Annotated in this window: 24 protein-coding genes and 2 pseudogenes; 5 read left to right on the forward strand and 21 right to left on the reverse strand. The window is 64.6% G+C overall.

The window, feature by feature from the left end:
- Positions 1 to 92 precede the first annotated feature (92 nt).
- Positions 93 to 1055, forward strand: a complete 963-nt coding sequence (locus PRtIB026_RS05255; protein ID WP_254465336.1) for an amino acid ABC transporter permease — start codon at positions 93 to 95, stop codon at positions 1053 to 1055.
- Entirely contained in the window at positions 1048 to 1782 is a 735-nt protein-coding gene (locus PRtIB026_RS05260) for an amino acid ABC transporter ATP-binding protein (protein ID WP_203652716.1), read from the forward strand. Before PRtIB026_RS05255 ends, PRtIB026_RS05260 begins: the two co-directional genes overlap by 8 nt.
- 423 nt (positions 1783 to 2205) lie before the next feature.
- On the opposite strand, the gene PRtIB026_RS05265 is transcribed toward PRtIB026_RS05260, so the two are convergent.
- The 14 genes and pseudogenes from PRtIB026_RS05265 to ubiE all read right to left on the reverse strand — a co-directional run bounded on the left by PRtIB026_RS05265 (position 2206) and on the right by ubiE (position 14363).
- On the reverse strand, positions 2206 to 3384 hold the full coding sequence (locus PRtIB026_RS05265) for an integrase core domain-containing protein (protein WP_203647529.1): 1179 nt from the start codon (positions 3382 to 3384) through the stop codon (positions 2206 to 2208).
- 749 nt (positions 3385 to 4133) lie between these two features.
- Entirely contained in the window at positions 4134 to 5027 is an 894-nt protein-coding gene (locus PRtIB026_RS26555) for a methyl-accepting chemotaxis protein (protein ID WP_420713656.1), read from the reverse strand.
- 9 nt (positions 5028 to 5036) lie between these two features.
- A pseudogene (locus tag PRtIB026_RS26560) lies at positions 5037 to 6128 on the reverse strand (methyl-accepting chemotaxis protein); the annotation flags it as partial.
- 104 nt (positions 6129 to 6232) lie between these two features.
- Positions 6233 to 7105: a methyl-accepting chemotaxis protein gene (locus PRtIB026_RS26565; protein WP_420713657.1), complete on the reverse strand. Its 873-nt coding sequence runs from the start codon at positions 7103 to 7105 to the stop codon at positions 6233 to 6235.
- Between the two features lie 30 nt (positions 7106 to 7135).
- Positions 7136 to 8149 (reverse strand): annotated as a pseudogene (locus PRtIB026_RS26570) (methyl-accepting chemotaxis protein); the annotation flags it as partial.
- Between the two features lie 99 nt (positions 8150 to 8248).
- Positions 8249 to 8956 (reverse strand): 16S rRNA (uracil(1498)-N(3))-methyltransferase, encoded by a 708-nt coding sequence (locus tag PRtIB026_RS05280; protein WP_203648343.1) that lies wholly within the window; start codon positions 8954 to 8956, stop codon positions 8249 to 8251.
- Complete coding sequence (gene tatC, locus PRtIB026_RS05285; protein WP_203648341.1) at positions 8953 to 9744, reverse strand: twin-arginine translocase subunit TatC; 792 nt, start codon at positions 9742 to 9744, stop codon at positions 8953 to 8955. Before tatC ends, PRtIB026_RS05280 begins: the two co-directional genes overlap by 4 nt.
- Positions 9741 to 10109 carry a Sec-independent protein translocase protein TatB gene (gene tatB / locus PRtIB026_RS05290; RefSeq protein ID WP_203648339.1) on the reverse strand — a complete coding sequence of 123 codons (369 nt, stop codon included), beginning with the start codon at positions 10107 to 10109 and terminating at the stop codon, positions 9741 to 9743. The genes tatC and tatB overlap by 4 nt, the downstream gene beginning before the upstream one ends.
- 3 nt (positions 10110 to 10112) lie before the next feature.
- A complete protein-coding gene (locus PRtIB026_RS05295; RefSeq protein WP_028688374.1) occupies positions 10113 to 10385 on the reverse strand; it encodes a twin-arginine translocase TatA/TatE family subunit in 273 nt (90 codons plus the stop codon).
- A 171-nt stretch (positions 10386 to 10556) separates the two neighbouring features.
- Positions 10557 to 10892, reverse strand: a complete 336-nt coding sequence (locus PRtIB026_RS05300) for a phosphoribosyl-ATP diphosphatase (RefSeq protein WP_203648337.1) — start codon at positions 10890 to 10892, stop codon at positions 10557 to 10559.
- Position 10893: 1 nt separating this feature from the next.
- Positions 10894 to 11286, reverse strand: a complete 393-nt coding sequence (gene hisI / locus PRtIB026_RS05305) for a phosphoribosyl-AMP cyclohydrolase (protein WP_050707261.1) — start codon at positions 11284 to 11286, stop codon at positions 10894 to 10896.
- A 73-nt stretch (positions 11287 to 11359) separates the two neighbouring features.
- The gene (ubiB, locus tag PRtIB026_RS05310; RefSeq protein WP_203648335.1) at positions 11360 to 12973 is read right to left on the reverse strand and encodes a ubiquinone biosynthesis regulatory protein kinase UbiB; all 1614 of its coding nucleotides are present in this window, start codon (positions 12971 to 12973) and stop codon (positions 11360 to 11362) included.
- The gene (locus PRtIB026_RS05315; RefSeq protein WP_203648333.1) at positions 12970 to 13593 is read right to left on the reverse strand and encodes a ubiquinone biosynthesis accessory factor UbiJ; all 624 of its coding nucleotides are present in this window, start codon (positions 13591 to 13593) and stop codon (positions 12970 to 12972) included. Before PRtIB026_RS05315 ends, ubiB begins: the two co-directional genes overlap by 4 nt.
- On the reverse strand, positions 13593 to 14363 hold the full coding sequence (ubiE, locus tag PRtIB026_RS05320; protein WP_203648331.1) for a bifunctional demethylmenaquinone methyltransferase/2-methoxy-6-polyprenyl-1,4-benzoquinol methylase UbiE: 771 nt from the start codon (positions 14361 to 14363) through the stop codon (positions 13593 to 13595). The genes PRtIB026_RS05315 and ubiE overlap by 1 nt, the downstream gene beginning before the upstream one ends.
- Before the next feature lie 125 nt (positions 14364 to 14488).
- On the opposite strand from ubiE, the gene PRtIB026_RS05325 reads away from it, so the two are divergent.
- The 3 genes from PRtIB026_RS05325 (at position 14489) to PRtIB026_RS05335 (ending at position 16229) form a co-directional block, all read left to right on the forward strand.
- Positions 14489 to 14764 (forward strand): polyhydroxyalkanoic acid system family protein, encoded by a 276-nt coding sequence (locus PRtIB026_RS05325; RefSeq protein ID WP_050707257.1) that lies wholly within the window; start codon positions 14489 to 14491, stop codon positions 14762 to 14764.
- A 249-nt stretch (positions 14765 to 15013) separates the two neighbouring features.
- Positions 15014 to 15436 carry a phasin family protein gene (locus PRtIB026_RS05330; RefSeq protein ID WP_110734707.1) on the forward strand — a complete coding sequence of 141 codons (423 nt, stop codon included), beginning with the start codon at positions 15014 to 15016 and terminating at the stop codon, positions 15434 to 15436.
- A gap of 10 nt (positions 15437 to 15446) precedes the next feature.
- The gene (locus PRtIB026_RS05335) at positions 15447 to 16229 is read left to right on the forward strand and encodes a phasin family protein (protein WP_267813669.1); all 783 of its coding nucleotides are present in this window, start codon (positions 15447 to 15449) and stop codon (positions 16227 to 16229) included.
- Between the two features lie 102 nt (positions 16230 to 16331).
- Here PRtIB026_RS05335 and PRtIB026_RS05340 read toward each other — a convergent pair whose 3' ends face one another.
- From PRtIB026_RS05340 to hslV, 7 genes are all read right to left on the reverse strand, one after another.
- Positions 16332 to 16946 carry a TetR/AcrR family transcriptional regulator gene (locus PRtIB026_RS05340; RefSeq protein ID WP_203648328.1) on the reverse strand — a complete coding sequence of 205 codons (615 nt, stop codon included), beginning with the start codon at positions 16944 to 16946 and terminating at the stop codon, positions 16332 to 16334.
- 4 nt (positions 16947 to 16950) lie between these two features.
- Positions 16951 to 18615 carry a class II poly(R)-hydroxyalkanoic acid synthase gene (gene phaC / locus PRtIB026_RS05345; protein ID WP_203648326.1) on the reverse strand — a complete coding sequence of 555 codons (1665 nt, stop codon included), beginning with the start codon at positions 18613 to 18615 and terminating at the stop codon, positions 16951 to 16953.
- A gap of 85 nt (positions 18616 to 18700) precedes the next feature.
- A complete protein-coding gene (gene phaZ / locus PRtIB026_RS05350) occupies positions 18701 to 19552 on the reverse strand; it encodes a poly(3-hydroxyalkanoate) depolymerase (protein ID WP_203648324.1) in 852 nt (283 codons plus the stop codon).
- 64 nt (positions 19553 to 19616) lie between these two features.
- On the reverse strand, positions 19617 to 21296 hold the full coding sequence (gene phaC, locus PRtIB026_RS05355) for a class II poly(R)-hydroxyalkanoic acid synthase (protein WP_203648322.1): 1680 nt from the start codon (positions 21294 to 21296) through the stop codon (positions 19617 to 19619).
- 336 nt (positions 21297 to 21632) lie between these two features.
- A complete protein-coding gene (locus PRtIB026_RS05360) occupies positions 21633 to 22010 on the reverse strand; it encodes a gamma-butyrobetaine hydroxylase-like domain-containing protein (RefSeq protein WP_203648320.1) in 378 nt (125 codons plus the stop codon).
- Between the two features lie 175 nt (positions 22011 to 22185).
- Complete coding sequence (gene hslU, locus PRtIB026_RS05365) at positions 22186 to 23529, reverse strand: ATP-dependent protease ATPase subunit HslU (RefSeq protein WP_203648318.1); 1344 nt, start codon at positions 23527 to 23529, stop codon at positions 22186 to 22188.
- A gap of 74 nt (positions 23530 to 23603) precedes the next feature.
- A complete protein-coding gene (gene hslV / locus PRtIB026_RS05370; protein ID WP_011536056.1) occupies positions 23604 to 24134 on the reverse strand; it encodes an ATP-dependent protease subunit HslV in 531 nt (176 codons plus the stop codon).
- Positions 24135 to 24369: the final 235 nt, after the last annotated feature.

Below are 24369 nucleotides of genomic sequence, written 5' to 3' on the forward strand. Positions count from 1 at the left end.
CCCGCGAAGAGGCCGGCAAGTACAACGCACGCTCCACGGGCTATCGCTAAAGCTCCACCCGGCGCGTTTCTTTTTTTGTGGAAGTACCCCAAGTGATCAAACACAAGAAAGCACAGTGGCCCTGGCATGGGCTGACCGCGCTGGTCCTGGTGGGCCTGGCGATCAGCCTGTACCTGGCCACCTCGATGATTTCCTACGAGTGGCGCTGGAACCGTGTTCCGCAATACTTCGCCTACAAGGCCGAGGAAACCCAGCGTGCCACCAACCCGGGCACGGTCGAGGAAATCGTGGTGTCCGGCGACAACGCCCGGGTCACCCTGAAGGATGAGAGCGGCGACACCCAGGTCGTCGAAGTGGCCAAGGACAGCATGCTGCTGGCCCGTGGTGACGACGTCGCCGAGGGCGATGCCATTGGCGTCACCCGCCACTGGGCCGCTGGCCCCTTGGCCTGGGGCCTGTGGACCACGCTGTGGATCTCGGTGATCTCCGGCGCCCTGGGCCTGGTGATCGGCCTGTTCGCCGGGCTGTGCCGGCTGTCGAGCAACCCCACCCTGCGTGACCTGTCCACGGTGTATGTCGAGCTGGTACGCGGCACGCCGCTGCTGGTGCAGATCTTCATCTTCTACTTCTTCATCGGCACCGTGCTCAACCTGTCCCGCGAGTTCGCCGGGGTGGCGGCGCTGGCGCTGTTCACCGGCGCCTACGTGGCCGAGATCGTCCGTGCCGGCGTGCAGTCGATCGCCAAGGGCCAGAACGAAGCAGCACGTTCGTTGGGCCTCAATGGCGCCCAGTCCATGCGCCATGTGATCCTGCCCCAGGCCTTCAAGCGCGTGCTGCCACCGCTGGCCGGGCAGTTCATCAGCCTGGTCAAGGACACCTCGCTGGTGTCGGTGATCGCCATTACCGAGCTGACCAAGAGCGGCCGCGAGGCCATCACCACCTCGTTCTCGACCTTCGAGATCTGGTTCTGCGTGGCGGGCCTGTACCTGCTGATCAACCTGCCGCTGTCGCATATCGCCAGCCGGCTCGAGCGGAGGCTTGCGCAAAGTGATTGAAGTCCGTGACCTGCTGAAAGTCTTCGACACCCGCGGCCAGGTGGTGCGCGCGGTGGACAACGTCACCACCCAGGTCGCCAAGGGCGAGGTGGTGGTGGTGCTGGGGCCTTCGGGCTCGGGCAAGTCGACCTTCCTGCGCTGCCTGAATGGTCTGGAGCATTTCGACGAGGGCCATGTGTCCATCAACGGCCTGCAACTGGACGACCCCAAGACCGATATCAACGCCTATCGACGTGAAGTCGGGATGGTGTTCCAGCACTTCAACCTGTTCCCGCACATGACCGTGCTGGAGAACCTGTGCCTGGCGCAGAAGGTGGTGCGCAAGCGCAACAAGGCCGAGCGTGAAGCCAAGGCCCGGGCGTTGCTGGAAAAGGTCGGTATCGCGCAGAAGGCCAACGAGTATCCGTCGCGGCTCTCCGGTGGCCAGCAGCAGCGGGTGGCCATCGCCCGGGCCCTGGCGATGGACCCGAAGGTGATGCTGTTCGATGAACCGACCTCGGCGCTTGATCCGGAGATGGTCGGGGAGGTGCTGGACGTGATGAAGACCCTGGCCCAGGAGGGCATGACCATGGTCTGCGTGACGCACGAGATGGGCTTTGCCCGGGAAGTGGCGGATCGGGTGTTGTTCTTTGATCATGGGAAGTTGCTGGAAGATTCGCCGCCACAGGAATTCTTTGCTGCGCCGAAGGATGTGCGGGCGCAGGCGTTCTTGCGGCAAGTTCTGTGATTGTGTTTAGACCTGCGTAAACCGTGGATGCAATGTATGTGGTCAAACTGTTCAGGCCTCTTGCTATATGTTGGCGAGGGGTCTGATCACTGAAATAACACCACCCTCCAATCAAGAAACGCTCATCTCTTGATCTTGATCTTGATCTTGATCTTGATCTTGATCTTGATCTTGACCTTGATCTTGCTTCTAAGTGCGCGATAGTTCAGGCGACGCCAATTGCGACTTCAGGAGGCCGAGCGGAGTTCTTGCGAAGGGAGGTGACGGGCATGGATGCCCGTCAAGCGCTGCGCCCCAGGATGGGGCGTTCAGCGCGGTCCTCCCGGGAGCAAGAACGGAGCGAGGGAACCCCGGAGCGAAGCGTAGGGGCCGGATGAATGGAGCGATGTACGGGTCACCCACATGGGTTACACAAAAGTTCACTCACATAGGTGACAACACCTTGAGTGTTACATAACCATCAGTGGCATCTCGCACATCGACCCTGCCAAGGATGATGGGACCGAAAATAACATCCCAGACGCCATCCCCAACCTGCTCCAGGCCAATGGTCTGGTGCTTGAGCACATAACCTACGTAGATCCTCAAGCCGCGGCGGTTGATGATGCCGCAGCTATCCGCTGGCAAGCTCTCAATATGGCTGGGATAGGTCATCTCGGGGAGTTTTTCAGGGAATGGGCGCGGCGAGGGTTGGTAGCAAGACGCCGGTGTTTTCTGCTTCAACGCTTCATGCAAGCGCTCGTGATTGTAGTGCTGCCGGAAGCGATCAAAGTGCCGTTGTTGAGCCTCCCAGGCCACTGCCGGCGGCGATGGTAGCGTGCTTTTGAGCGTCCGATGCATGCGTTCGTGGCGGCCATTTTGTTCAGGCCGACCAGGCGCAATGCGCTCGGGAATGATGCCTAGACGCAGCCACCAGATCGACAGCTGGGAAAGTCCCGCACGCCCCTTACTGGCAAACGGCACACCGTTATCGGTACGAATCCGCTCAGGCAGGCCATTCTCCCGGAACACTTGGGTGAAAACGGCCTGCGTTTCCAGAAGATTGGTGTTGGGCATGCTGTGGCAGGCGAGCAGGAAGCGACTGGCGTGATCCATGATCGTCAGCGGATAGCACCAGACGCCTGCACCTGTCAGAAATTGGCCTTTGTAGTCCGCACTGAACAGTTGGTTAGGCGACTCTGCCTTCTCCAGGGGCTTGGGATAGACCGCTACCCGCTGACGTAAGCGGCGTGGTTTGACCAACTCGGCCTTCTTGAGGATGTTGTAGATCGCTGTCTTCGACGGCGGCGCCTGATCAGGGAAACGCTCCTGCAGCGCAGCCTGGATCTTTTTCGGACCCGGTTCCGTTTCGCCTCGACTGCGCAGTTCGATAATGGCTTCGCGAACTGCAACAGGCACGATCCAGTCCTGGGTCAACCGGCGGCGGCTGCGTTCTTCCAGCCCCGAAGGCCCCTCTTTCTCATATCGCTCGACCCATTTGTAGCCGGTCTTTCGGCTGATCTCGTAGGCCTGGCACAGGGCGCTGAAGCTGGGCGCCCCCTGTAGGTAATCCGCGATGAAAAGCATTTTCAGGTCCATAGGTTTCAGCTCTCGCCAAGGCATGGTCAGATCCTCGAAAACCGACCCTGCCAGTTAAAGACTGTTACCTATGTGCGTGAACTGATTTGTAACCCATGTGGGTGAGTCATACCGCGAGGATTTTTTGGTGACTTTTTGATCCTTCAAAAAGTTACCCGCCGTAAGGGCGGAAAGGTGACTTCGCGTCACCATCGCGAATGAATGCGCATATAGCTTTCAAAACACATGCTTTAAAAGTCAAAGTCAAAGTCAAAGTCAAAGTCAAAGTCAAAGTCAAAGTCAAAGTCAAAGTCAAAGTCAAAGTCAAAGTCAAAGTCAAAGTCAAAGTCAAAGTCAAAGTCAAAGTCGGTCGGCGCTGGTTTTAATGGTTGTAAGTGCATTCATTTTCGATGTCGACGCATAGTCACCTTTTCGCCCTTACGGCGAGTTCCTTTTTGAAGGATCAAAAAGGAACCAAAAAATCCTCGCTCCATTCATCCGGCCCTCCGCTTCGCTCCGGGTTCCCTCACTCCGGCCTTGCTCCCGGGAGGACCGCGCTGAACGCCCCATCCTGGGGCGCAGCGCTTGACGGGCATCCATGCCCGTCACCTCCCTCCGCAAGACCTGCGTTCGGCCTCCTGAAGTCGCGAAGTTACGGGCGGCGCCTGGGATGGCGCAGCTGTCGCTAGTGAGCTGCGGTGTTAATCTTCTGATCGCCAAAGCCAAAGCCAAAGCCAAAGCCAAAGCCGTCGGTCTGGTTTCAGGTCCTGGCGATCTGGGTACGCCTGCAAGACTTAAAGATTGAACCGCCCCACCATGCCCCGCAATTGCTGCCCCAACTGCTCCAACTCCCCACTCGAAACCGCCGTCTGTTCACTGGCCGCCCGCGTCTGCTCCGAAACATCCCGCACATTGATCACGCTACGGTTGATCTGCTCGGCCACCACGCTTTGCTGCTCGCTGGCCGTGGCAATCTGCTGGTTCATGCCCTGGATCGTCGACACCGTCTCGGTAATCTGCCCCAACGCGGCGCCGGCCTTGCGGCTGAGTTCGACGCTTTGCCCGGTCAGGCGCTTGCTGTCGTCCAACAGGCCGGTCACCTCGTCGGTGCCACGGTGCAGGTTGTCGATCAGCAGTTCGATTTCCTCGGTCGACTGCTGCGTGCGCTGGGCCAGGCCGCGCACCTCGTCGGCCACCACGGCGAAACCGCGCCCGGCCTCGCCGGCCCGGGCGGCCTCGATGGCGGCGTTAAGCGCCAGCAGGTTGGTCTGCTCGGATACCGACTTGATCACATCGAGAATCGAACCGATGCGCTGGCTTTCACCGGCCAGGTGACCCATGGCCGTCAGGCAGTGGTCCATCTGCCCGGCCAACTGCTCGATGCGGGCAATCGCCTCGGCCACCACCTCGTCACCCAGCTGTGCCTGACGGTCGGCGGCGGTGGCCGCCTGCGAGGCCTGCTCGGCGTTCTGCGCGACCTCCTGCACCGTGGCGCTCATCTGGTTCATGGCGGTGGCCACCTGGTCGGTCTCCTCTTGTTGCTGGCCAATGCGCTCGCGGGTGTCCACGCTGGCGCCGGCCAGCACCGTCGCGGCCCGGGACAGGTGACCGACGCCCTGGTCGATGCCGCCGAGCAGCTCGCGCAGGCTCAAGGTCATCTCGCGCATGCTCGTCTGCAGCTGGCCCATCTCGTCGCGGCGCTGCACCGTCTGTACTTGGCTGAGGTCGCCACGGGCAATGCGCTCCGCCTGGGCCAGCACCTGGCGCAGGGGTTGGGTGACCTGTCGGGTGATCAGCCAGGCGGCGAGGATGCCGAACACCAGCGCCAGTACGGCCACGCTGGTCAGCAGCGAGCGGTCGGCCAGGGCCTCGTTGTCGCGCTGCTCGACCTTGCGGTCGCTTAGTTCGCGGCTCACGGTTTGCAGCTCGTCGCCCATCTTCTCCATGCCGTCCTGCAACTGCTCGACCTTGAGCGCGGCCTCGCGGTATTGGCGCAAGACGTCGCGGTAGCGGTCCAGCTCGACCTGCGGGCGTTGGGTCAATGTGCCGGGCAGTTCCAGTGGGGCGATGGCCCGCAGCAATTGGCCGAGGCTGCTGTTCGCTGCCTGCAGCGCGGCATCGCCCATGCTGGCGAAGTTGTCCCGGGGCGAGAAGGCATAGGCCGGTACCAGGCTTTGCTGGCTGGCGGACTCGATATGGCGGCCCAGGGTATCCATGAGGCCGACCACGCTACCCTGCCGGCCGTCGCCCGGCAGCTTCAGCAAGGCCTGGGTCTGCAGCTCGTCGATCACGGCTTCGAGCACGCCTGCTTGCGCCTGCATCGCCACACGCAAGCCTTCGCGGCTGTCCACGGTGCCTTGCAGGGTGGCGAAGTCGGCCTTCAGGCGCTGCAGCAACTGCAGTTTCTGGTTCAGCATCTGTCGCGACGAATCGACGCCGCTGCGTTGCTGCAGCAGGGTCAGGCGGTCGTGCAACTGTTCCAGGATGGTCGCGATGCGGGTCCTGCTGACGTCGTCGGCGAGCACCCGGTAGGTGATGCGCTCGGCGCGAAGGTCGCGGGTCAGGTCGTTGAGTTGGCCGATGTCGCCGAGCTGCTCCGAGCGCTCGATGGCGCCGTCCAGGGCGCTCCAGCCGCTGAGGGTGGTGGCCAGGGTGAGCAGCAGCACCACGGCGAAACCCAGGGCGAGCTTGAGCCCGACGCCGAGGTTGCCGAGGTGGCGGTCAAGGTATCCGAACATGGCAGGTCTCCGTCCAATTGAGAGAAGGCCATGGCGGCAGAATGCCGCCATGGCCCTTGCTCATCGGCCGGGAGTCCGTCGGACTGGACCTGCAAATCGAGTAGGAAAATTCGCTACAGGCTGAAGGGCAAGGCCTACAGCCCGCAAGCCGCGAATTAGAGCCTGAAACGTCCGACCAGAGCTTGCAGATGCGTCCCCAGACGGGCCAGCTCGACGCTGGAGCTGGCGGTCTCCTCGCTCGCCGCCGAGGTCTGGTCGGAGATGTCGCGCACGTTCATCACGCTGCGGTTGATCTCTTCGGCCACGGCACTCTGCTGCTCGGCGGCGGTGGCGATCTGCTGGTTCATCGACTGGATCGACGACACGGTGCGGGTGATGGTGCCCAGCGAGTCGCCGGCGCGGCGGGTCAGCTCGACGCTGCTGTCGGTCAGGGCGCGGCTGCTGTCCATGACGCTGGCCACGCGCTCGGTGCCGGTCTGCAGGCTGGCGATCAGTTCCTCGATTTCCTCGGTGGACTGCTGGGTGCGCTGGGCCAGGCTGCGTACCTCGTCGGCGACCACGGCGAAACCACGGCCTGCCTCGCCGGCGCGGGCGGCCTCGATGGCGGCGTTGAGCGCCAGCAGGTTGGTCTGCTGGGCCACCGACTTGATCACATCGAGCACGCTGCCGATCTTGTCACTCTCGGCCTTGAGCTGGCTCATCGCCTCGCTGGAGTTGACCACCTCGCCGGCCAGGCGCTCGATCTGGCTGATCGCCTCGCCCACCACCTTGTCGCCCTCACGGGCCTGCTGGTCGGCCATCAGCGCCGCCTCCGAGGCCTGCTCGGCGTTGCGCGCCACTTCCTGGACGGTGGCGGCCATCTCGTTCATGGCGGTGGCGACCTGGTCGGTCTCGACCTTCTGGTTGTTGACCCCGGCGCTGGTCTGCTCGGTGACCGCCGACAGTTCCTCGGCGGCGCTGGCGATCTGCGTCACGCCGTCGCCGATGCCGCCGATCAGCTCGCGCAGGGCCTGGGTCATGCGTTGCATGCTGGCCTGCAATTGGCCCAGCTCGTCGCGTCGATCGGCCTTGAGGTCCTGGCGCAGGTCGCCGCCGGCCACGCGTTCGGCGGCGGCGAGGGTCTGGCGCAGTGGCACGATGATCTGCCGGGTGATGGCGAAGGCGGCCAGCACCCCCAGCAGCAGGGCCAGGGCGGTGGCGCCGGCCAGCAGGGTCTTGGCCTGCTGGGTGCCCTGGTCGCGCACGGTGGTTTGTGAAACGCTCATTTCCTGGCTGGTGACCAGCAGCAGCTGGCCTTGCGCCGACATGCGCGTCAACGCCTGCTCGCTGGCGGCCTGGGCGTTGCCGAACTGGTTTACCGCGTCGCGGTACGCGGCCAGTGCGCTGGCGGCGTCGTCGAGGCTGGCGGCGAACTCGGCCGCAAGCTTGCCCGGCAGCGCCTTGAGCACGGTCATGGCCTGGTCGATGGCGCCGAGGGCGGTCTGCTGGAACTCGGCCTTGCCGCTGTAGGTGTAGCCGCGCACCTGGAAGCGTGCCTGCTGCAACAGGGCGGCGACCTGCACCACTTCCTGGTACTGCTGGATATCACCACCCTGCAGCAGGCGCTGCTGGACCTTGCCGATCAGCTCGGCGGCCTTGTCGGCGCTGTCGCCCAGGGTGGCGCGGCTGGCCTCGCGGCGCTGGCCGGCCTGCTTGAGTTCGGTGAAGGCCTGTTGGTACTGGCGCACGGCATCCTGCTGCTTGTTCAGGCGCTCACGGTCGCCGTCAAGCTCGATCTGGCCGAGCATGAACTGCACCTGGCGCTCAAGATTGGCCAGGGCCTTTTCCAGTTCCGCCACGGCGGCGTCGTCACGGTTGCGCTCATAGCCCAGGCGGGCCAGGCGCAGGTCCTGGGTGTACTGGTGGATCACCGAGATGTTGCCGAGCTTGTCGCCCCGGCTGGTGACGCTGTCGATGCCCAGCCAGCCGGTGAAGGTGATGCCGAGGGTGAGCAGCAGCACCAGGCCGAAGCCGATCCCCAACTTGCGATTGACGCTTACATTTCCCAGTGACTGGGCAAACCAACGGTACATAGACGACTCCCCGGCGCGTGGCAGTGCGGATTATTGTTCTGTTGCACAGGCCATCGGCGGGGGGCGGGGAAACTTGATGGTGAAAACCTGACCCTGCTGTCAGAAAATTCGCGAAAGCAGGGCAGTGACCGCCGTTTCCACCCGCAGGATGCGGTCGCCCAGTTGCACCGGGGCCAGGCCGGCCTTGCCGAGCAACTCGACCTCGTAGGGGATCCAGCCGCCTTCGGGGCCGATCGCCAGGGTTACCGGGCCTTCCACCGCGCGTGGGCAGGCAGGGTAGGGGCCGGGATGGCCGACCAGGCCCAGGGAGCCTTCGGCGATGGCGGGCAGGCGGTCTTCGACGAAGGGCTTGAAGCGCTTCTCGATGATCACTTCCGGCAGCACCGTGTCGCGGGCCTGCTCCAGGCCGAGAATTAGGTTTTCGCGGATGGTTTCAGGCTGGAGGAACGGGGTCTGCCAGAAACTCTTTTCAACCTTGTAGCTGTTGACCAGGATCAGCCGCGGCACGCCCAGGGTGGCGACCGTCTGGAACAGCCGGCGCAGCATCTTCGGCCGCGGCACGGCCAGCACCAGGGTCAGTGGCAGCTTGGCCGGCGGTGGCTGGTCGAAGGCCACTTGCAGTTCGGCTTCATGCCCTTCGAGGCGGATGACTTCGGCCTTGCCCATCAGGCCGCCGATGCGCCCGACGCGCAGGCTGTCGCCCACCGCCACGCGGTGGATCTCCTGCATGTGGGTGAAGCGGCGATCAGCCAGGACGACACGGTCGGCCGACATGAAGTCGGCCTCTTCAAGAAGCAACAGGTTCACGGTTGGGTCGCAGGCGGCTGGTCGTTGTGGTCGTTGTTCGCTGCGTCCGGCTCGTGGCTGCGCTTGCGGATCAGGCTGCCGCACAGCACACCGACCTCGAACAACAGCCACATGGGCACGGCCAGCAGGGTCTGGGAGAAGATATCCGGCGGGGTGAGGATCATGCCGACCACGAAGCAGCCGATGATCACGTATGGGCGGATTTTCTTCAGGTACTGCACGTCGACCACGCCGATCCACACCAGCAGCACCACCGCCACCGGGATCTCGAAGGCGACGCCGAAGGCGAAGAACAGGGTCATGACGAAGTCGAGGTAGCTGGAAATGTCGGTCATCATCGACACGCCCTCGGGGGTGGCGCTGGCGAAGAAGCCGAAGATCAGCGGGAACACCAGGAAGTAGGCGAAGGCCATGCCGGCATAGAACAGGAAGATGCTCGATACCAGTAGCGGGATGGCGATGCGCTTTTCATGGCGGTACAGGCCCGGGGCGATGAACCCCCAGATCTGCTGCAGGATGAACGGGATCGCCAGGAACAGCGAGACGATCATGGTCAGCTTGAACGGCGTCAGGAACGGCGAGGCCACGTCGGTGGCGATCATCGTCGCGTTGGCCGGCAGGTGCGCGCGCAGCGGCGCCGAGACCAGGGTGTAGATCTGCTGGGCGAAGGAGAACAGCCCGGCGAAGATCAGGAAGATGGCGGCGACGCAGCGCAGCAGGCGGGTGCGCAGTTCGGTCAGGTGCGAAACCAGCGGCATCGGCTGGTCATGTTCCGGATTCTCGCTCATGGGGCTCGTGGCGGTTGGGGCGGCTCGGAGGGTGGCGTCGCGGTCGGCTGCGCGGGGGCGGCTTCGACGGCGGGTGTGGCGGGCGTTTCAGCGCTGGCCGGCGGCTGCGCCGGTGGTGTCAGCGGATTGAGGATGCGCTTGGCCTCCTGCTCCATCTGCAGGATATGCTCGTTGTGCAACTGGCGGCGGATGTCGTCGGCGCCGATCTCGCGCTCGACCTCCATCTTGATCGCGTTGAAGCTGCGCTTGAGGCGGCCGATCCACAGGCCCGCGGTGCGCGCGGCCCCCGGCAGGCGCTCGGGGCCGAGCACCAGCAGGGCGACCAGGCCGACGAGCAGCAGCTCGCTGAAACTGATGCCGAACATGGGTCAGTCTTTCCGCTGTGGCTCTTGGACCGGCTGGGCCTGGCCCTCGATGGTGTGGCCCTGGGCCTGCTGCGCGGTGTTCTGTACCGGCGGAACCGGTTGCGCCGGCGGCGGGGTCTGCTCGGCGGGTTTGGTTTCTTCTTCGTTCATGGCCTTGCGGAAGCCCTTGATCGATTCGCCCAGGTCGCTGCCGAAGTTCTTCAGTTTCTTGGTGCCGAACACCAGCACCACGACGACCAGCAGGACGATCCAGTGTTTCCAGTCAAAAATGCCCATTTCAAGCTCCTGAAAATGTGTGTCTGTCTTTCGGACCCTGGGGCTGCGTTGCAGCCCTTTCGCGGCACAAGGCCGCTCCTACACAGGGTATTGCGAATCTGTCAGGCGACGCGGGCCCCTGTAGGAGCGGCCTTGCGCCGCGAAAGGGGCGCAACGCGCCCCCGCAATTATTCAGGCAGAAGGCTGACGCGCAGCCTTCTCGTCATGCCCGGACAACCCGAACCGACGCTCCAGCTCGTCAAGCACCGCCTGCGGATGCTGGCCCAGCGCGCTGAGCATGACCAGGCTATGAAACCACAGGTCTGCGGTTTCATAGATGACATCGCTGTAATCCTTGCTGGCGGCGGCATCCTTGGCGGCGATGATGGTCTCGATGGACTCTTCGCCGAGCTTCTCGAGGATCTTGTTCAGGCCCTTGTGATGCAGGCTGGCCACGTAGCTGCTGTCCGGCGCCGCGTGCTTGCGTTCCTCCAGCACCTCGGCGAGGCGGTTCAGGGTGTCGCTCATGTCAGTGTCCTGCGCTGTAGATGGCGTCCGGATCCTTCAGGACCGGGTCGACGGTTTTCCACTGGCCGTCCTCGAAGACGCGGTAGAAGCAGCTTTCGCGGCCGGTATGGCAGGCGATATGGCCCAGTTGCTCGACCATCAGGATGATCACGTCGGCGTCGCAGTCCAGGCGCATTTCGTGAAGCTTCTGCACATGGCCCGACTCTTCACCCTTGCGCCACAGCTTGCCCCGCGAGCGCGACCAGTAGATGGCGCGATGCTCGGCGGCGGTCAGGGCGAGGGACTCACGGTTCATCCAGGCCATCATCAGCACGCGCCCGGTCTTGTGGTCTTGGGCGATCGCCGGCACCAGGCCATCGCTGTTCCACTTGATCTCGTCCAGCCAGTCTTTCATCGTCGACTCCAAACCGGGCCCGCTCCCGTACCGGGCCCCTTTGCGCTAGTGTGCCAGCCGGCGGCGCGGCTGGCTATCGGCGCACGATCAGGTACAGGCCGGCGGCCAGCATCAGCCACGCCGGCCAGGCGGCCGGGGCGCTGAGGCTGACGGCGCCAGCGGCCAGGGTGGCGCCGCCGCCGAGCAGGCCGGCGCCGAGCAGGCGCAGCGCCCAGTTGTCGCCGGCGCGGCGCCGCTCGGGCAATTGCGCGTCGTGCAGGTGCGGTTGCGACAGGCGCTCGAGCAGGTCGCGGGTCATGTCGGCCAGGTGCGGCAACTGCTCTGCCTGGCTGTACAGGTTGCCGATCACCGCCTTCGGGCTCATGCGCTCGCGCATCCAGCGCTCGAGGAACGGCTTGGCGGTGCTCCACAGGTCCAGGTCGGGGTACAGCTGGCGGCCCAGGCCTTCGATGTTGAGCAGGGTCTTCTGCAGCAGCACCAGCTGCGGCTGGACTTCCATGTTGAAGCGCCGGGCGGTCTGGAACAGGCGCATCAGCACCTGGCCGAAGGAGATGTCCTTCAAGGGTTTCTCGAAGATCGGCTCGCACACGGTGCGGATCGCCGCCTCGAACTCGTTGACCTTGGTCTGCGCCGGCACCCAGCCCGAATCGATGTGCAGCTGGGCCACGCGGCGGTAGTCGCGCTTGAAGAAGGCGATCAGGTTGCGGGCGAGGTAGTCCTGGTCCTCGGAGGTGAGGCTGCCGACGATGCCGCAGTCGATGGCGATGTACTGCGGGCTCCAAGGTTTGACCGTGCTGACGAAAATGTTGCCCGGGTGCATGTCGGCGTGGAAGAAGCTGTCGCGGAACACCTGGGTGAAGAACACCTCGACGCCGCGCTCGGCGAGCATCTTCATGTCGGTGCGCTGGTCGGCCAGGGTGGCCATGTCGGTGACCGGCACGCCATAGATGCGCTCCATCACCAGCACCTTGGGCCGGCAGAAGTCCCAGTACACTTGCGGCACGTACATCAGCTCGGAGCCTTCGAAGTTGCGCCGCAGCTGGCTAGCGTTGGCCGCCTCGCGCAGCAGGTCGAGCTCGTCGTAGATGGTCTTTTCGTAGTCGCCGACAATCTCCACCGGATGCAGGCGGCGGGCGTCGGCCGAGGCGCGTTCGGCGGCCTTGGCGATCAGGAACAGCCAGGCCAGGTCCTGGGCGATGACCGGCTTGAGGCCCGGGCGCACCACCTTGACCACCACTTCCTCGCCGCTCTTCAGGCGCGCGGCGTGAACCTGGGCCACCGAGGCCGAGGCCAGCGGCTCGACGTCGAAGCGGCTGAACACCTCACCCACCTTCGCTCCGAGCTGTTCCTCGATCAGCGCCACGGCGTGCTGCGGGTCGAACGGCGGCACCCGGTCCTGCAGCAGCATCAGCTCGTCGGCGATGTCGGTGGGCAGCAGGTCGCGGCGGGTGGAGAGCAACTGGCCGAACTTGATGAAGATCGGTCCCAGGTCCTGCAGCGCCAGGCGCAGGCGCGCGCCGCGGCTCAGCTCCAGGGGCTTGCGCGGCAGCCAGCGCCAGGGCATCAGCAGGCGCAGGCTGGCCAGCCACCAGGGCAGCAGGGGCTGTTCGAACAGCAGGTCATCGAGGCGGTAGCGGATCACGACGCGCTGGATGCGCAACAGACGGCGGACGGCGAGCAGCTTCATGCGTTATCGCTGGTATCAAGAGTGTGGGCGAGGCGGCGCAGGCGCGCCTCGAGACGTTCGATGTCGACCTTCAGCGCATCGAGTTCGCTGAACGCCGCTTCGGCTTCGCGTTTGCCGACCAGGGTACGGGATTCCTCGGCCAGGTACTCGGAGAGGTTTTCGCCGAAGCGCGCCAGGCCCTGGCGGGTCCAGCGCGCGCGCAGGCGCAGGTGGCCGGCGATCAGCGCGGTGGGCACCGGGCCCAGCCAGCGCTGCAGCTCGTATTCCCAGTCCAGTTGCAGGTCCTGCAGGATGCCGAACAGGTCGAGCAGCACGGCGCTGTCGCCATGCAGTTCGACCTGGGGGCTGTGCAGCACGGCGGTCTTGTCCTTGGCCAGGGCCAGCTGCGCCAGGCGCCCGGCGGGGGCGCGCAGGGTGCAGTCGACCTCGCTCTCCCAGTGGGCGGCGAGCATCAGGCCTTCCTCGTCGGGCAGCACGAACAGCTTCAGGGCCGGCTGCACGCAGTCGATCTCGATCACCCGGCCTTCCAACGCCGCCAGGCGCGGGAGGGCGGTGCTGTCCAGGCGCAGGACACGGTTGAGCCCGTGCTCGGCGCTGGCAAGCAGGCCGGCCAGGAGCATCAGGGCTTGATCCCCCGGTGCACGGCGACGATGCCGCTGGTCATGTTGTGGTAGGTGACGCGGTCGAAGCCGGCCTCGACCATCATGCTCTTGAGGGTTTCCTGGTCGGGGTGCATGCGGATCGATTCGGCCAGGTAGCGGTAGCTTTCCGAGTCGTTGGTGATCAGCTTGCCGGCCAGCGGCATGAAGGCGAACGAGTAGGCGTCGTAGGCCTTGGACATCAGCTTGTTGGTCGGCTTGGAGAACTCCAGGATCAACAGGCGGCCACCGGGCTTGAGCACCCGCAGCATGGAGCGGATGGCTTGGTCCTTGTGGGTCACGTTGCGCAGGCCGAAGGCGATGGTCACGCAGTCGAAATGGTTGTCCGGGAACGGCAGCTTCTCGGCGTCGGCCTGGACGAACTCGATGTTGCCGGCCACGCCGCGATCAAGCAGGCGGTCACGGCCGACCTTGAGCATCGAGTCGTTGATGTCGGCAAGCACCACCTGGCCGGTCGGGCCGACCAGGCGCGAGAACTTGGCGGCCAGATCGCCCGTGCCACCGGCGATGTCCAGCACCCGATTGCCGCTGCGCACGCCGGACAGCTCGATGGTGAAGCGCTTCCACAGGCGGTGCATGCCGCCGGACAGCACGTCGTTCATCAGGTCGTACTTGGCGGCCACCGAATGGAACACCTCGGCGACTTTCTTCGCCTTCTGGCTCTCGGGCACGTCCTGGTAGCCGAAGTGAGTAGTGGGTTCGGCGTGGTCGCCTTTGCGCTGGTCGGTCATATCGCTTCACCAGAAAAAAATTACGGCCATTCTAGGGGCTGCGGGCGGATTTGTCTTGGCGGGGTGTGTCATGCAGAGGGGGCGGGCATAATGGTGATTATGTCTTCATATCCAGGAACACCCGCATGACCCAGATCAGCGTCGAACGCAAACACTCCCTCGGCCGTGACGCCGCCCGTGCCAAGGCCGAGGCGCTGGTCGACAGGCTCAGCCGCGAATACGACCTCAAGGCCACCTGGAATGGCGACCGCGTCGATGTGACGCGCAGCGGCGCCAACGGCAGCGTGCACATTGGCGAGGACACCATCCGCGTCGAGCTGAAGTTGGGCATGATGCTGTCGATGATGAGCGGCAGCATCAAGGGCGAGATCGAGCGGGCGCTGGACAAGGCGCTGGCCTGACACTGCGCGCTCCTTGCTGTTTGCGGGCGCGGGCCTTGTGGGAGCAGGTATTGTGGGAGCGGGCTTGCCCCGCGATAGCGCCAGCCCGGGCAATAGCTATCGCGGGGCAAGCCCGCTCCCACGCAAACGCAAACGCTGCATGACCCCACCTTAGGGTGAGGATTCTAATTTTTCCGCCTACCTTCACGCTCAAGCCCTGCCTCCCAGGGCAGTTCCTCCCTCCCCTTGAACGAGCATGAGGTGCAGAGCATGGCCAAAGTGAATCTCAAGCAGAAAGACGACGCCCAAGGCAGTACCCTGGGCGAGGTGCGCGGCTACGCCCGCAAGATCTGGCTGGCGGGCATCGGTGCCTACGCCCGCGTCGGCCAGGAAGGTTCCGACTACTTCAAGGAGCTGGTGAAGGCCGGCGAAGGCGTCGAGAAACGCGGCAAGAAGCGCCTGGGCAAGGAGCTCGAGGCGGCCAACGGCCATCTTGACGAAGCCACCCAGGAAGTCAGCCGGGTACGCGGCAAGGTCGAGGTCCAACTGGACAAAATCGAGAAAGCCTTCGACGCCCGTGTCGGTCGCGCCTTGAATCGCCTCGGCATTCCGTCTAAACATGACGTTGAGGCGTTGTCCATCAAGCTTGAACAGCTGCACGAGCTGCTCGAGCGCGTCGCGCACAAACCATAAGGAGAGCAGGATGGCTGGCAAGAAGAACACCGAGAAAGAAGGCAGCTCCTGGATCGGCGGAATCGAGAAGTACTCCCGCAAGATCTGGTTGGCTGGCCTGGGTATCTACTCCAAGGTCGACCAGGATGGTCCGAAGCTGTTCGATTCGCTGGTGAAGGATGGCGAAAAGGCCGAGAAGCAGGCGAAGAAAACCGCTGAAGACGTGGCCGAAAGCGCCAAGTCGTCGACCAACTCGCGGGTGTCGGGCGTCAAGGACCGTGCGCTGGGCAAGTGGAGCGAGCTGGAAGAGGCCTTCGACAAGCGCCTGAACAGCGCCATCTCGCGCCTGGGCGTGCCCAGCCGTAATGAGATCAAGGCTCTGCACCAGCAGGTCGACTCGCTGACCAAGCAGATCGAGAAGCTGACCGGCGCGTCGGTGACCCCGATCTCCAAGGCCGGTGCCAGCAAGACCGCGGCCAAGCCCCTGGCCAAGGCGGCAGCCAAGCCTGCGGCCAAGACCGCCGCGGCAAAACCGGCGGCCAAGACCGCCGCGGCAAAACCGGCGGCCAAGACCGCCGCGGCAAAACCGGCGGCCAAGCCTGCAGCGAAAACCGCGGCGGCCAAACCGGCAGCCAAGCCAGCGGCCAAACCCGCTGCGGCCAAGAAACCGGCTGTGAAAAAAGCCGCCCCGGCCAAGCCGGCGGCAGCCAAGCCGGCTGCTCCGGCACCTGCCGCCACCGCGGCTCCGGCCCCGAGCGCGGCCCCGGCCAGCAGCACGCCGTCGGCACCGGTGAACGCGGCCACCCAGGCCTGACACCGCGTCGCCCATTTCGCGGGTGAACCCGCTCCCACAGGCTTTTCGCAGTCCTGTGGGAGCGGGTTCACCCGCGAAAGCCTCAACGCTGATCTGACGCGCCTACCCCTCCAGATACCGCATCGCCAACTGCTCCGCCGCCCTGCGTGCCGGTGCCTGCAGATGCGGCGCCACCAGCATCATCACCTGGTACACCACCACCCCCACGTCGCCCTCGCGCCCCAGTACCCGCTGGTAGTCCAGCGAGCACATCAGGGTCAGGGTGATCTGCTCCACCAGTTGCCCCAGCGCCTGGGTTTCACTGGTCACCTGGCCCTGGCCCTTGAGGCTGGCCAGCAATGCCGCCAAGGTGCGCTTGAGGGCGTTGATCAGGCTGCGCATGCCCCGCGCCAGCTTGGGCAGGCGCCCGGTGAGGTTGGACAGGTCCTGGAACAGGAAGCGGTACTGGGCCATGCGCTCGACGATCAGGTGCAGGAACAGCCAGTAGTCCTCGGCGTCCAGGCGCACGTCCAGGGGCGGATCGAGCAGTGGCATCAACGCCTCTTCGAAGCGTTCGAACAGGCCGATCACCAGCGGCTCCTTGCCGTGGAAGTGGTAGTACAGGTTGCCGGGGCTGATCCCCAGTTCGTTGGCGATCTCCAGGGTCGAGACGTTCGGCTCGCCCTGGCGGTTGAACAGCTGCAAGGCACATTCGAGGATACGGTCGCGGGTCTTCATCCGGTCAGCGCGCCAATACGTAGATGCCCGGCGCGGGGCCCAGCGCTGGGTAGGTGGCGTTGCCCAGTTCCTCGCGGGGCGCCTTCAGCGTGCCGGAGCGCTCGCTGATCCATTCCAGCCACAGCGGCCACCAGCTGCCGTCGCGGCGTTGGGCATCGTGGAACCAGGCCCGCGGGTCGCTGGAGAGCTTGGGGTTTTCCAGGTAGTAGGCCTTGGGGTTGCCGGGCGGGTTGATGATGCTCTGGATATGGCCGCTGTTGGCCAGGATGAAACGCCGGTCGCCGCCGAGCAGCAGGGCCGAGCGGTAGACCGCGTCCCACGGGGTTATGTGGTCGTTGCTGCCGGCCACGGTGAAGCTGTCCAGCCCGACCTGCTTGAGGTCGATCGGCGTGCCGCACACCTCCAGCCCTTCGGGGAAGGTCAGCGGGTTGAGCTTGAAGAAGTCCAGCAGGTCGCCGTGCAGGGCGGCAGGCAGGCGGGTGTTGTCGGCGTTCCAGTAGAGGATGTCGAACGCCGGCGGGGTCTTGCCCATCAGGTAGTTGTTGACCCAGTAGTTCCAGATCAGGTCGTTGGGGCGCATCCAGGCGAAGATCCGCGCCACTTCGCCGCCATCTAGCACGCCGCGCTGGTACGAGCGGCGCTTGGCCGCCTCGATGGTCTGCTCGTCGGCGAACAGGCTGGCGGGGCTGTCGAACTGGCTGTCGAGCAGGCTCACCAGGTAGGTGGCGCTGCGCACCTTGCGCAGTTGCTTCTTGGCCTGCAGGTGGCCCTGCAACGCGGCCATGGTCAGGCCGCCGGCACAGGCACCCATCAGGTTGGGATCGCGGTTGCCGCTGATACTGCGGCAGGCGTTGAGCGCTTCCTCCACGGCCTGTACGTAACTGGACAGGCCCCACTCGCGGTGACGCGGATCGGGGTTGCGCCAGCTGACCATGAACACCTGCAGGCCCTGCTTGAGCATGTACTGGACGAAGCTGTTGGTCGGGCTCAGGTCGAAGATGTAGAACTTGTTGATCTGCGGCGGTATGACCAGCAGCGGCCGGGTGTACTGTTTCTCGCTCATGGGTTTGTACTGGATAAGCTCCAGCAGCTCGTTGCGAAACACCACAGCACCAGGGCTGGCGGCCAGGTTGCCGCCGACTTCGAAGGCGCGTTCGTCCACCTGGCGCGGCAGGCCGTCGTTGTGGCGCAGGTCGTCGAGCAGGTGGCTGGCCCCGCGCAGCAGGCTCAGGCCGCCGGTGTTGAACAGCTCCTTGACCGCCAGCGGGTTGAGCAGCGAGTTGCTCGGGGCGAAGGCGTCGCTGACCAGGTTGAACAGGAACTGCGCCCGGGCGCGGTCGTCGTCGGCCAGGCTGCTTTCCTCGATCCACTGGCGGGTCTGCTTCTGCCAGGCCAGGTAGGCCTGCAGGCCGCGGCGGTAGAACGGGTTCTGGCTCCAGGTCGGGTCGCTGAAGCGCGTGTCGCGGGGGTGGGGCTGAAAGGCACTGTCGCCGATCAGCACGCGGCCCAGCTGGCCGCCGAGGCTCAGCAGGTGATGGGCGGTGTGCAGCGGGTTGCGCAGGCTGATCCTGCCGACCTGGCGCAGTGTCGAGATCAGGTCGCGACCGCGCAGGCCGGTGATGGCGTTCTGCACGTTCATGCTGGTGACGGGCACCGGTTTGTCTTTCATGCCAACACTCCATCGTTTAGCAATCGGGCCGATCGCGGGGCAAGCCCGCTCCCACGACAGCTTTCCTGGGGCCATGGGAGCGGGATCAGGTGCGCGCAGCGGGCCGGGGGTGCATGACCGCGCGTTGGCGTTCCTGCTCGAGGAATTTCATGATGATCGGCGCGACGGCCTCGGCCCGGGTGATCAGGAACAGGTGGCCGTCGTCGATTATGTGTAGCTGGGCATTGGGAATTCGCCAGGCCAGCAGGCGCATGTTGATCAGGGGGATCAACGGATCGTCGTCGCCGGCCAGCACCAGGGTGGGCTGGTGGATCTTGTGCAGCCAGTGGATGCTGGTCCAGCCGAGCCCGGCGAACAGCTGCCAGTAGTAGCCCAGCTTGCCGCCCGAGCGGACCTTCGAGGCATGCTGCATGGCCAGGTCCGGGTCGCGCCGGAAGCCGCCGCCATAGATCAGCGGGGCGATGCGGATCACATGGGAGGGCTGCACGTAGCGCCGCGGGCTGGCCATCATCCACAGCACCTTGGGCTTGCCCGGCACCATCACCGCGCCGGCGGCGGTGGCGGCCAGCACCAGCTTCTTGCAGCGCTCGGGGTAGTCGTGGGCGAACTGCTGGGCCAGGGCGCCGCCCCAGGACACGCCGATGACATTGACCTGGCCGTAGTCCAGGTAGTCGAGCATGCGCGCGGTCAGCTTGGCCAGGCCAGGGAAGCGATAAGGATGGCGGGGCGTTGACGAGCCGCCAACCCCGGGCACGTCGAAGGCGATGACCTCCAGGTCCGGGTCCAGCGCCTCGATGAACGGGAACACCAGCTCGAGGTTGGCGCCGATGCCGTTGAAGATCAACAACGGTGTCAGGTGTGGCTTGCCCGGCCGGACCGCGGTGCGGATGGACTGATCGTCCAGTTCGACGGTCCTGAAAATGTACGGTTGCGGCATGCGCGTGACTCTGTGGTGAAGGTAGCGCCGCGATGCGCCGACAAGCCCATCGCGGCGGTTCGGTTCAACGCTCGTGCACGTATGTTCCCGGTGCGGCCTCGCCTGCGGTATAGGTGCGGTTACCCAGCTTTGTAGGCGCCTTCTTGAGTTCGCCGGCGCGCTCGCCCAGCCAGGCCTGCCAGTGCAGCCACCAGGAGTCGGCATGCTTGATGGCGTTGTCCTGCCAGGCCACCGGGTCGTCCGGGCGGTCCTCGCCGGTCATGAAGCGCGCCTTGGGGTTGCCCGGCGGGTTGAGGATGCTCTGGATATGGCCGCTGTTGGACAACACGAACTCGATCTTGCCGCCGAACAGGTGCGCCGAGCGGTAGCACGACTGCCATGGGGTGATGTGGTCGGCGGTGCCGGCGACGCTGTAGATGTCGCAGTCGACCTTCTTCAGGTCGATGGCGGTGCCGCATACCTCGAGGGCGTCGGAGCGGGTCAGCGGGTTGTTCTTGAACATTTCGATCAGGTCGCCGTGGAAGGCGGCCGGTAGGCGGGTGGTGTCGTTGTTCCAGAACAGGATGTCGAACACCGGCGGCTCGTTGCCGAGCAGGTAGTTGTTGACCCAGTAGTTCCAGATCAGGTCGTTGGGGCGCATCCAGGCGAACACCTTGGCCATGTCGCTGCCTTCGAGCACCCCGGCCTGGTAGGAGTGGCGCTTGGCTGCTTCCAGGGTCTGCTCGTCGACGAAAAGCGCGACCTGGGTGTCGACGGTGGTGTCGAGCACGCTCACCAGCAGGGTGAGGGCGTTGACCTTCTTCTCGCCGAGGGCGGCGTAGTGGCCCACCAGCGCGGTGCAGGTGATGCCGCCGGAGCAGGCGCCGAGCATGTTCAGGTCCTTGCTGCCGGTGATCGACAGCACCGCGTCGACCGCCTCCTTGAGCGCGTCGATGTAGGTCGACAGGCCCCACTCGCGCTGGGCCTTGGTCGGATTGCGCCAGCTGACGATGAAGGTCTGCTGCTGGGAGCGCAGGCAGAAGCGCGCCAGGCTCTTTTCCGGGCTCAGGTCGAACACATAGAACTTGTTGATCTGTGGCGGCACCACCAGCAGCGGACGGCTGTGCACCTGTTCGGTGATGGGGCTGTACTGGATCAGCTCCAGCACATCGTTGCGGTACACCACCGAGCCTTCGCTGGTGCCGAGGTTCTTGCCGACCTCGAAGGCCTCCATGTTCACCTGGCTGGGCATGCCGCCGTTGTTGACGATGTCCTTGGCCAGGTTGGACAACCCGTCGAGCAGGCTCTTGCCGCCGGTCTCGAAGAAGCGCTTGACCGCGGCGGGATTGGAGAGGGTGTTGGTGGGGGCCATGGCCTCGGTCACCAGGTTGATGACGAACTGCCCGCGGCTGATGTCCTGGGGCGACAGGTCGCTTTCGCCGATCCAGTCGTTGAGCTCCTTGCGCCAGGCCAGGTAGGTCTGCAGGTAGCGGCGGTACAGGGGGTTCTTGCTCCATGCCGGGTCGGCGAAGCGACGGTCGTCGCCTTCGGGCTGCAGGGACGACTTGCCCAGCAGCACGTTCTTCAGCTCCAGGCCGAAATGCGCCACATGCTTGGCGCTGTGCAGGGGCTGGCGTACCGCCTGGCGCAGTACCGTGCGCGCCGATGTCAGCAGATCCTTGCGGCGAATGCCGATGACCGGGTTCAGCCCCAGGGTGTTTTCCGAGGCCTGCCGCTGCAACTCATCGTTGTTCTTGTTACTCATCTACGACGCTCCGTTGTCCTGAGACGAGTACCGGCGTGCTGTGACAGCCCGGTACTGCTACTCGGGTGACCAGTGATAAGGAACAGCGGTGCTGCGACCGGATGCGTGCCGATGATGAGCTGCGTGGGTTTCTGCGTGTGAAGACAACCTGCTTTCGCTCGCGACCTCTACATACCGGCCTGGCCCTGCCTGCCATCAAGGCAATGCAGGGAACTTGCCAGCTCCATTGGTTACCCGACTTTCGTGTAATGCGCAAGACAGCCAATCTTTGGCAGTCATCAAGGCATTCAAGCAGATGAGATTAGAAAATGCGCTCTAAAGCTTGCGAGCCTTGAGCTAGAGCATCAATTTCACCACCGATTCGGACGGGTCGCGGGATTTGCCGGCCTTGTGCAATTCGTCGAGGTATTCGCTCCACAGCTGCTCCTGGCGCAGGCACAACTGCTCGAGGTACTCCCAGGTGAACAATCCGGAGTCATGGCCGTCGTCGAAGCTCAGTTTCAGTGCATATTGACCGGCCGGTTCCAGGCCGCTGAGGCCGACGTTGATCTTGCCAAATTGCAGGATGGGATTGCCGTGGCCCTGGACCTCGGCGGAGGGGGAGTGCACGCGCAGGAATTCGGCGGGCAGGTGGTAGACCTCGCCGGGGGCGTAGGTGAGGGTGAGGGTCTTGGAGGCTTTGTGCAGGTTGATGGCGGTGGGGAGGCGGGCCATGGGTGGAATCTCTGGTGAGCTGATGGTGCAAGCTTCGGGAGATTCAGGAGATTGTGCAAGGGGGTTGCTTTGCAGCCCTTTCGCGGCACAAGGCCGCTCCTACAAGGAGAATGCAGTCCCCCCTGTAGGAGCGGCCTCGTGCCGCGAATGGGCCGCGCAGCGGCCCCATGCGGTCTTACAGGATGTAACGCGACAGGTCTTCGTTCTGCGCCAGCTCGCCCAGATGGCTGTTCACGTAGGCGGCGTCGATGTGGATCGGCGTCTCGTCGTGGGCACTGGCCAGGTCGCCGGCGCTGAACGACACCTCTTCGAGCAGGCGCTCGAGCAGGGTGTGCAGGCGGCGGGCACCGATGTTCTCGGTCTTTTCGTTGACCTGGTAGGCGATCTCGGCCAGGCGCTTGATGCCGTCGGCGGCGAACTCGATGTTCAGGCCTTCGGTCTTGAGCAGGGCGCTGTATTGCTCGGTCAGCGAGGCGTGCGGCTCCTTGAGGATGCGCTCGAAGTCTTCCGGGGTCAGCGCCTTGAGCTCGACACGGATCGGCAGGCGGCCCTGCAGCTCGGGCACCAGGTCGCTCGGCTTGCTCAGGTGGAAGGCGCCGGAGGCGATGAACAGGATGTGGTCGGTCTTGACCATGCCCAGCTTGGTGTTGACGGTGCAGCCCTCGATCAGCGGCAGCAGGTCGCGCTGCACGCCTTCACGGGAGACATCGGCGCCGCCGACGTTGCCACGCTTGGCCACCTTGTCGATCTCGTCGATGAACACGATGCCGTGCTGCTCGACCGCTTCCAGGGCCTTGGCCTTGAGCTCTTCCTCGTTGACCAGGCGGCCGGCTTCCTCGTCGCGGACCATCTTCAGGGCATCCTTGACCTTCAACTTGCGGCTCTTGCGCTTGCCCTTGCCCATGTTGGCGAACAGGCTCTGCAGCTGGTTGGTCATCTCTTCCATGCCGGGCGGCGCGGCGATCTCGACGCCCATGTTCTCGGCGACTTCGATCTCGATTTCCTTGTCGTCCAGCTGGCCTTCGCGCAGGCGCTTGCGGAACAGCTGGCGGGTGTTGGAGTCGCTGCTGGACTGCTGGGCTTCCTCGCTGAAGCTGCTGACCCGCGCCTGCGGTAGCAGGGCGTCGAGAATGCGATCTTCGGCGGCATCCTCGGCGCGGTGGCGCACGCGGACGATTTCCTGCTCGCGCAGCATCTTCAGCGCGGCGTCGGCCAGATCGCGGATGATCGATTCGACATCACGGCCAACGTAGCCCACTTCGGTGAACTTGGTCGCTTCGACCTTGATGAACGGCGCATTGGCCAACTTGGCCAGGCGGCGGGCGATCTCGGTCTTGCCGACGCCGGTGGGGCCGATCATCAGGATGTTTTTGGGAGTCACTTCGGCACGCAGCTCGGCGGGGAGCTGCATGCGCCGCCAGCGGTTGCGCAGGGCAATGGCGACGGCGCGCTTGGCGTCGTCCTGGCCGATGATGTGGCGGTTGAGTTCGTGAACGATTTCGCGGGGGGTCATGGACATGATGAATGTGGTCCTCGAGCAGAGTGATCAGTGTGGAAAAGTCCCGCTGCGAGCGGGACGCCAAAACAACTGATTCACTCGGCCAGGTCCTGCTCCTCGATGGTCAGGTTGTGGTTGGTGAACACGCAGATGTCGCCGGCGATGTTCAGGGCGGCCTCGGTGATTTCACGGGCCGACAGGTCGGTCTTGTTCAGCAGCGCGCGGGCCGCGGCCTGGGCGTAGCCGCCACCGGAGCCCATGGCGATCAGGCCGTCCTCGGGTTCGACCACGTCACCGTTGCCGGTGATGATCAGGGAGGCGTCCTTGTTGGCCACGGCCAGCATGGCTTCCAGGCGGCTCAGCGAGCGGTCGGTGCGCCATTCCTTGGCCAGCTCGACGGCGGCACGCACCAGGTGGCCGGAGTGTTTCTGCAGCTGGGCTTCGAAGCGCTCGAACAGGGTGAAGGCATCGGCGGTGGCACCGGCGAAGCCGGCGATGACCTGGCCGTTGTACAGGCGACGGACCTTCTTGGCGTTGCCTTTCATCACGGTGTTGCCGAGGGAAACCTGGCCGTCGCCGCCCATGACGACTTTGCCGTTACGGCGGACAGAAACGATGGTAGTCAAGGGAGAGTCTCCACGCAGCGGGGCGAAAATGCCTGATGCAGACTCATATGGGGGGAGGGGGGAAGGATTTCAACCACATTGGATGAATGGTTGCTCCTGGCTTCAGGTCGAGCCCGGTCGGTGTAGGAGCGGCCTTGCGCCGCGAAAGGGCCGCAGAGCGGCCCCGGCAATTTCTGTGTGGCCCGAAATCCCGGGGTCGCTGCGCGACCCTTTCGCGGCACAAGGCCGCTCCTAC

It is taken from the genome of Pseudomonas sp. RtIB026 (assembly GCF_016861355.2).
Classification (GTDB): Bacteria; Pseudomonadota; Gammaproteobacteria; order Pseudomonadales; family Pseudomonadaceae; genus Aquipseudomonas; species Aquipseudomonas peradeniyensis.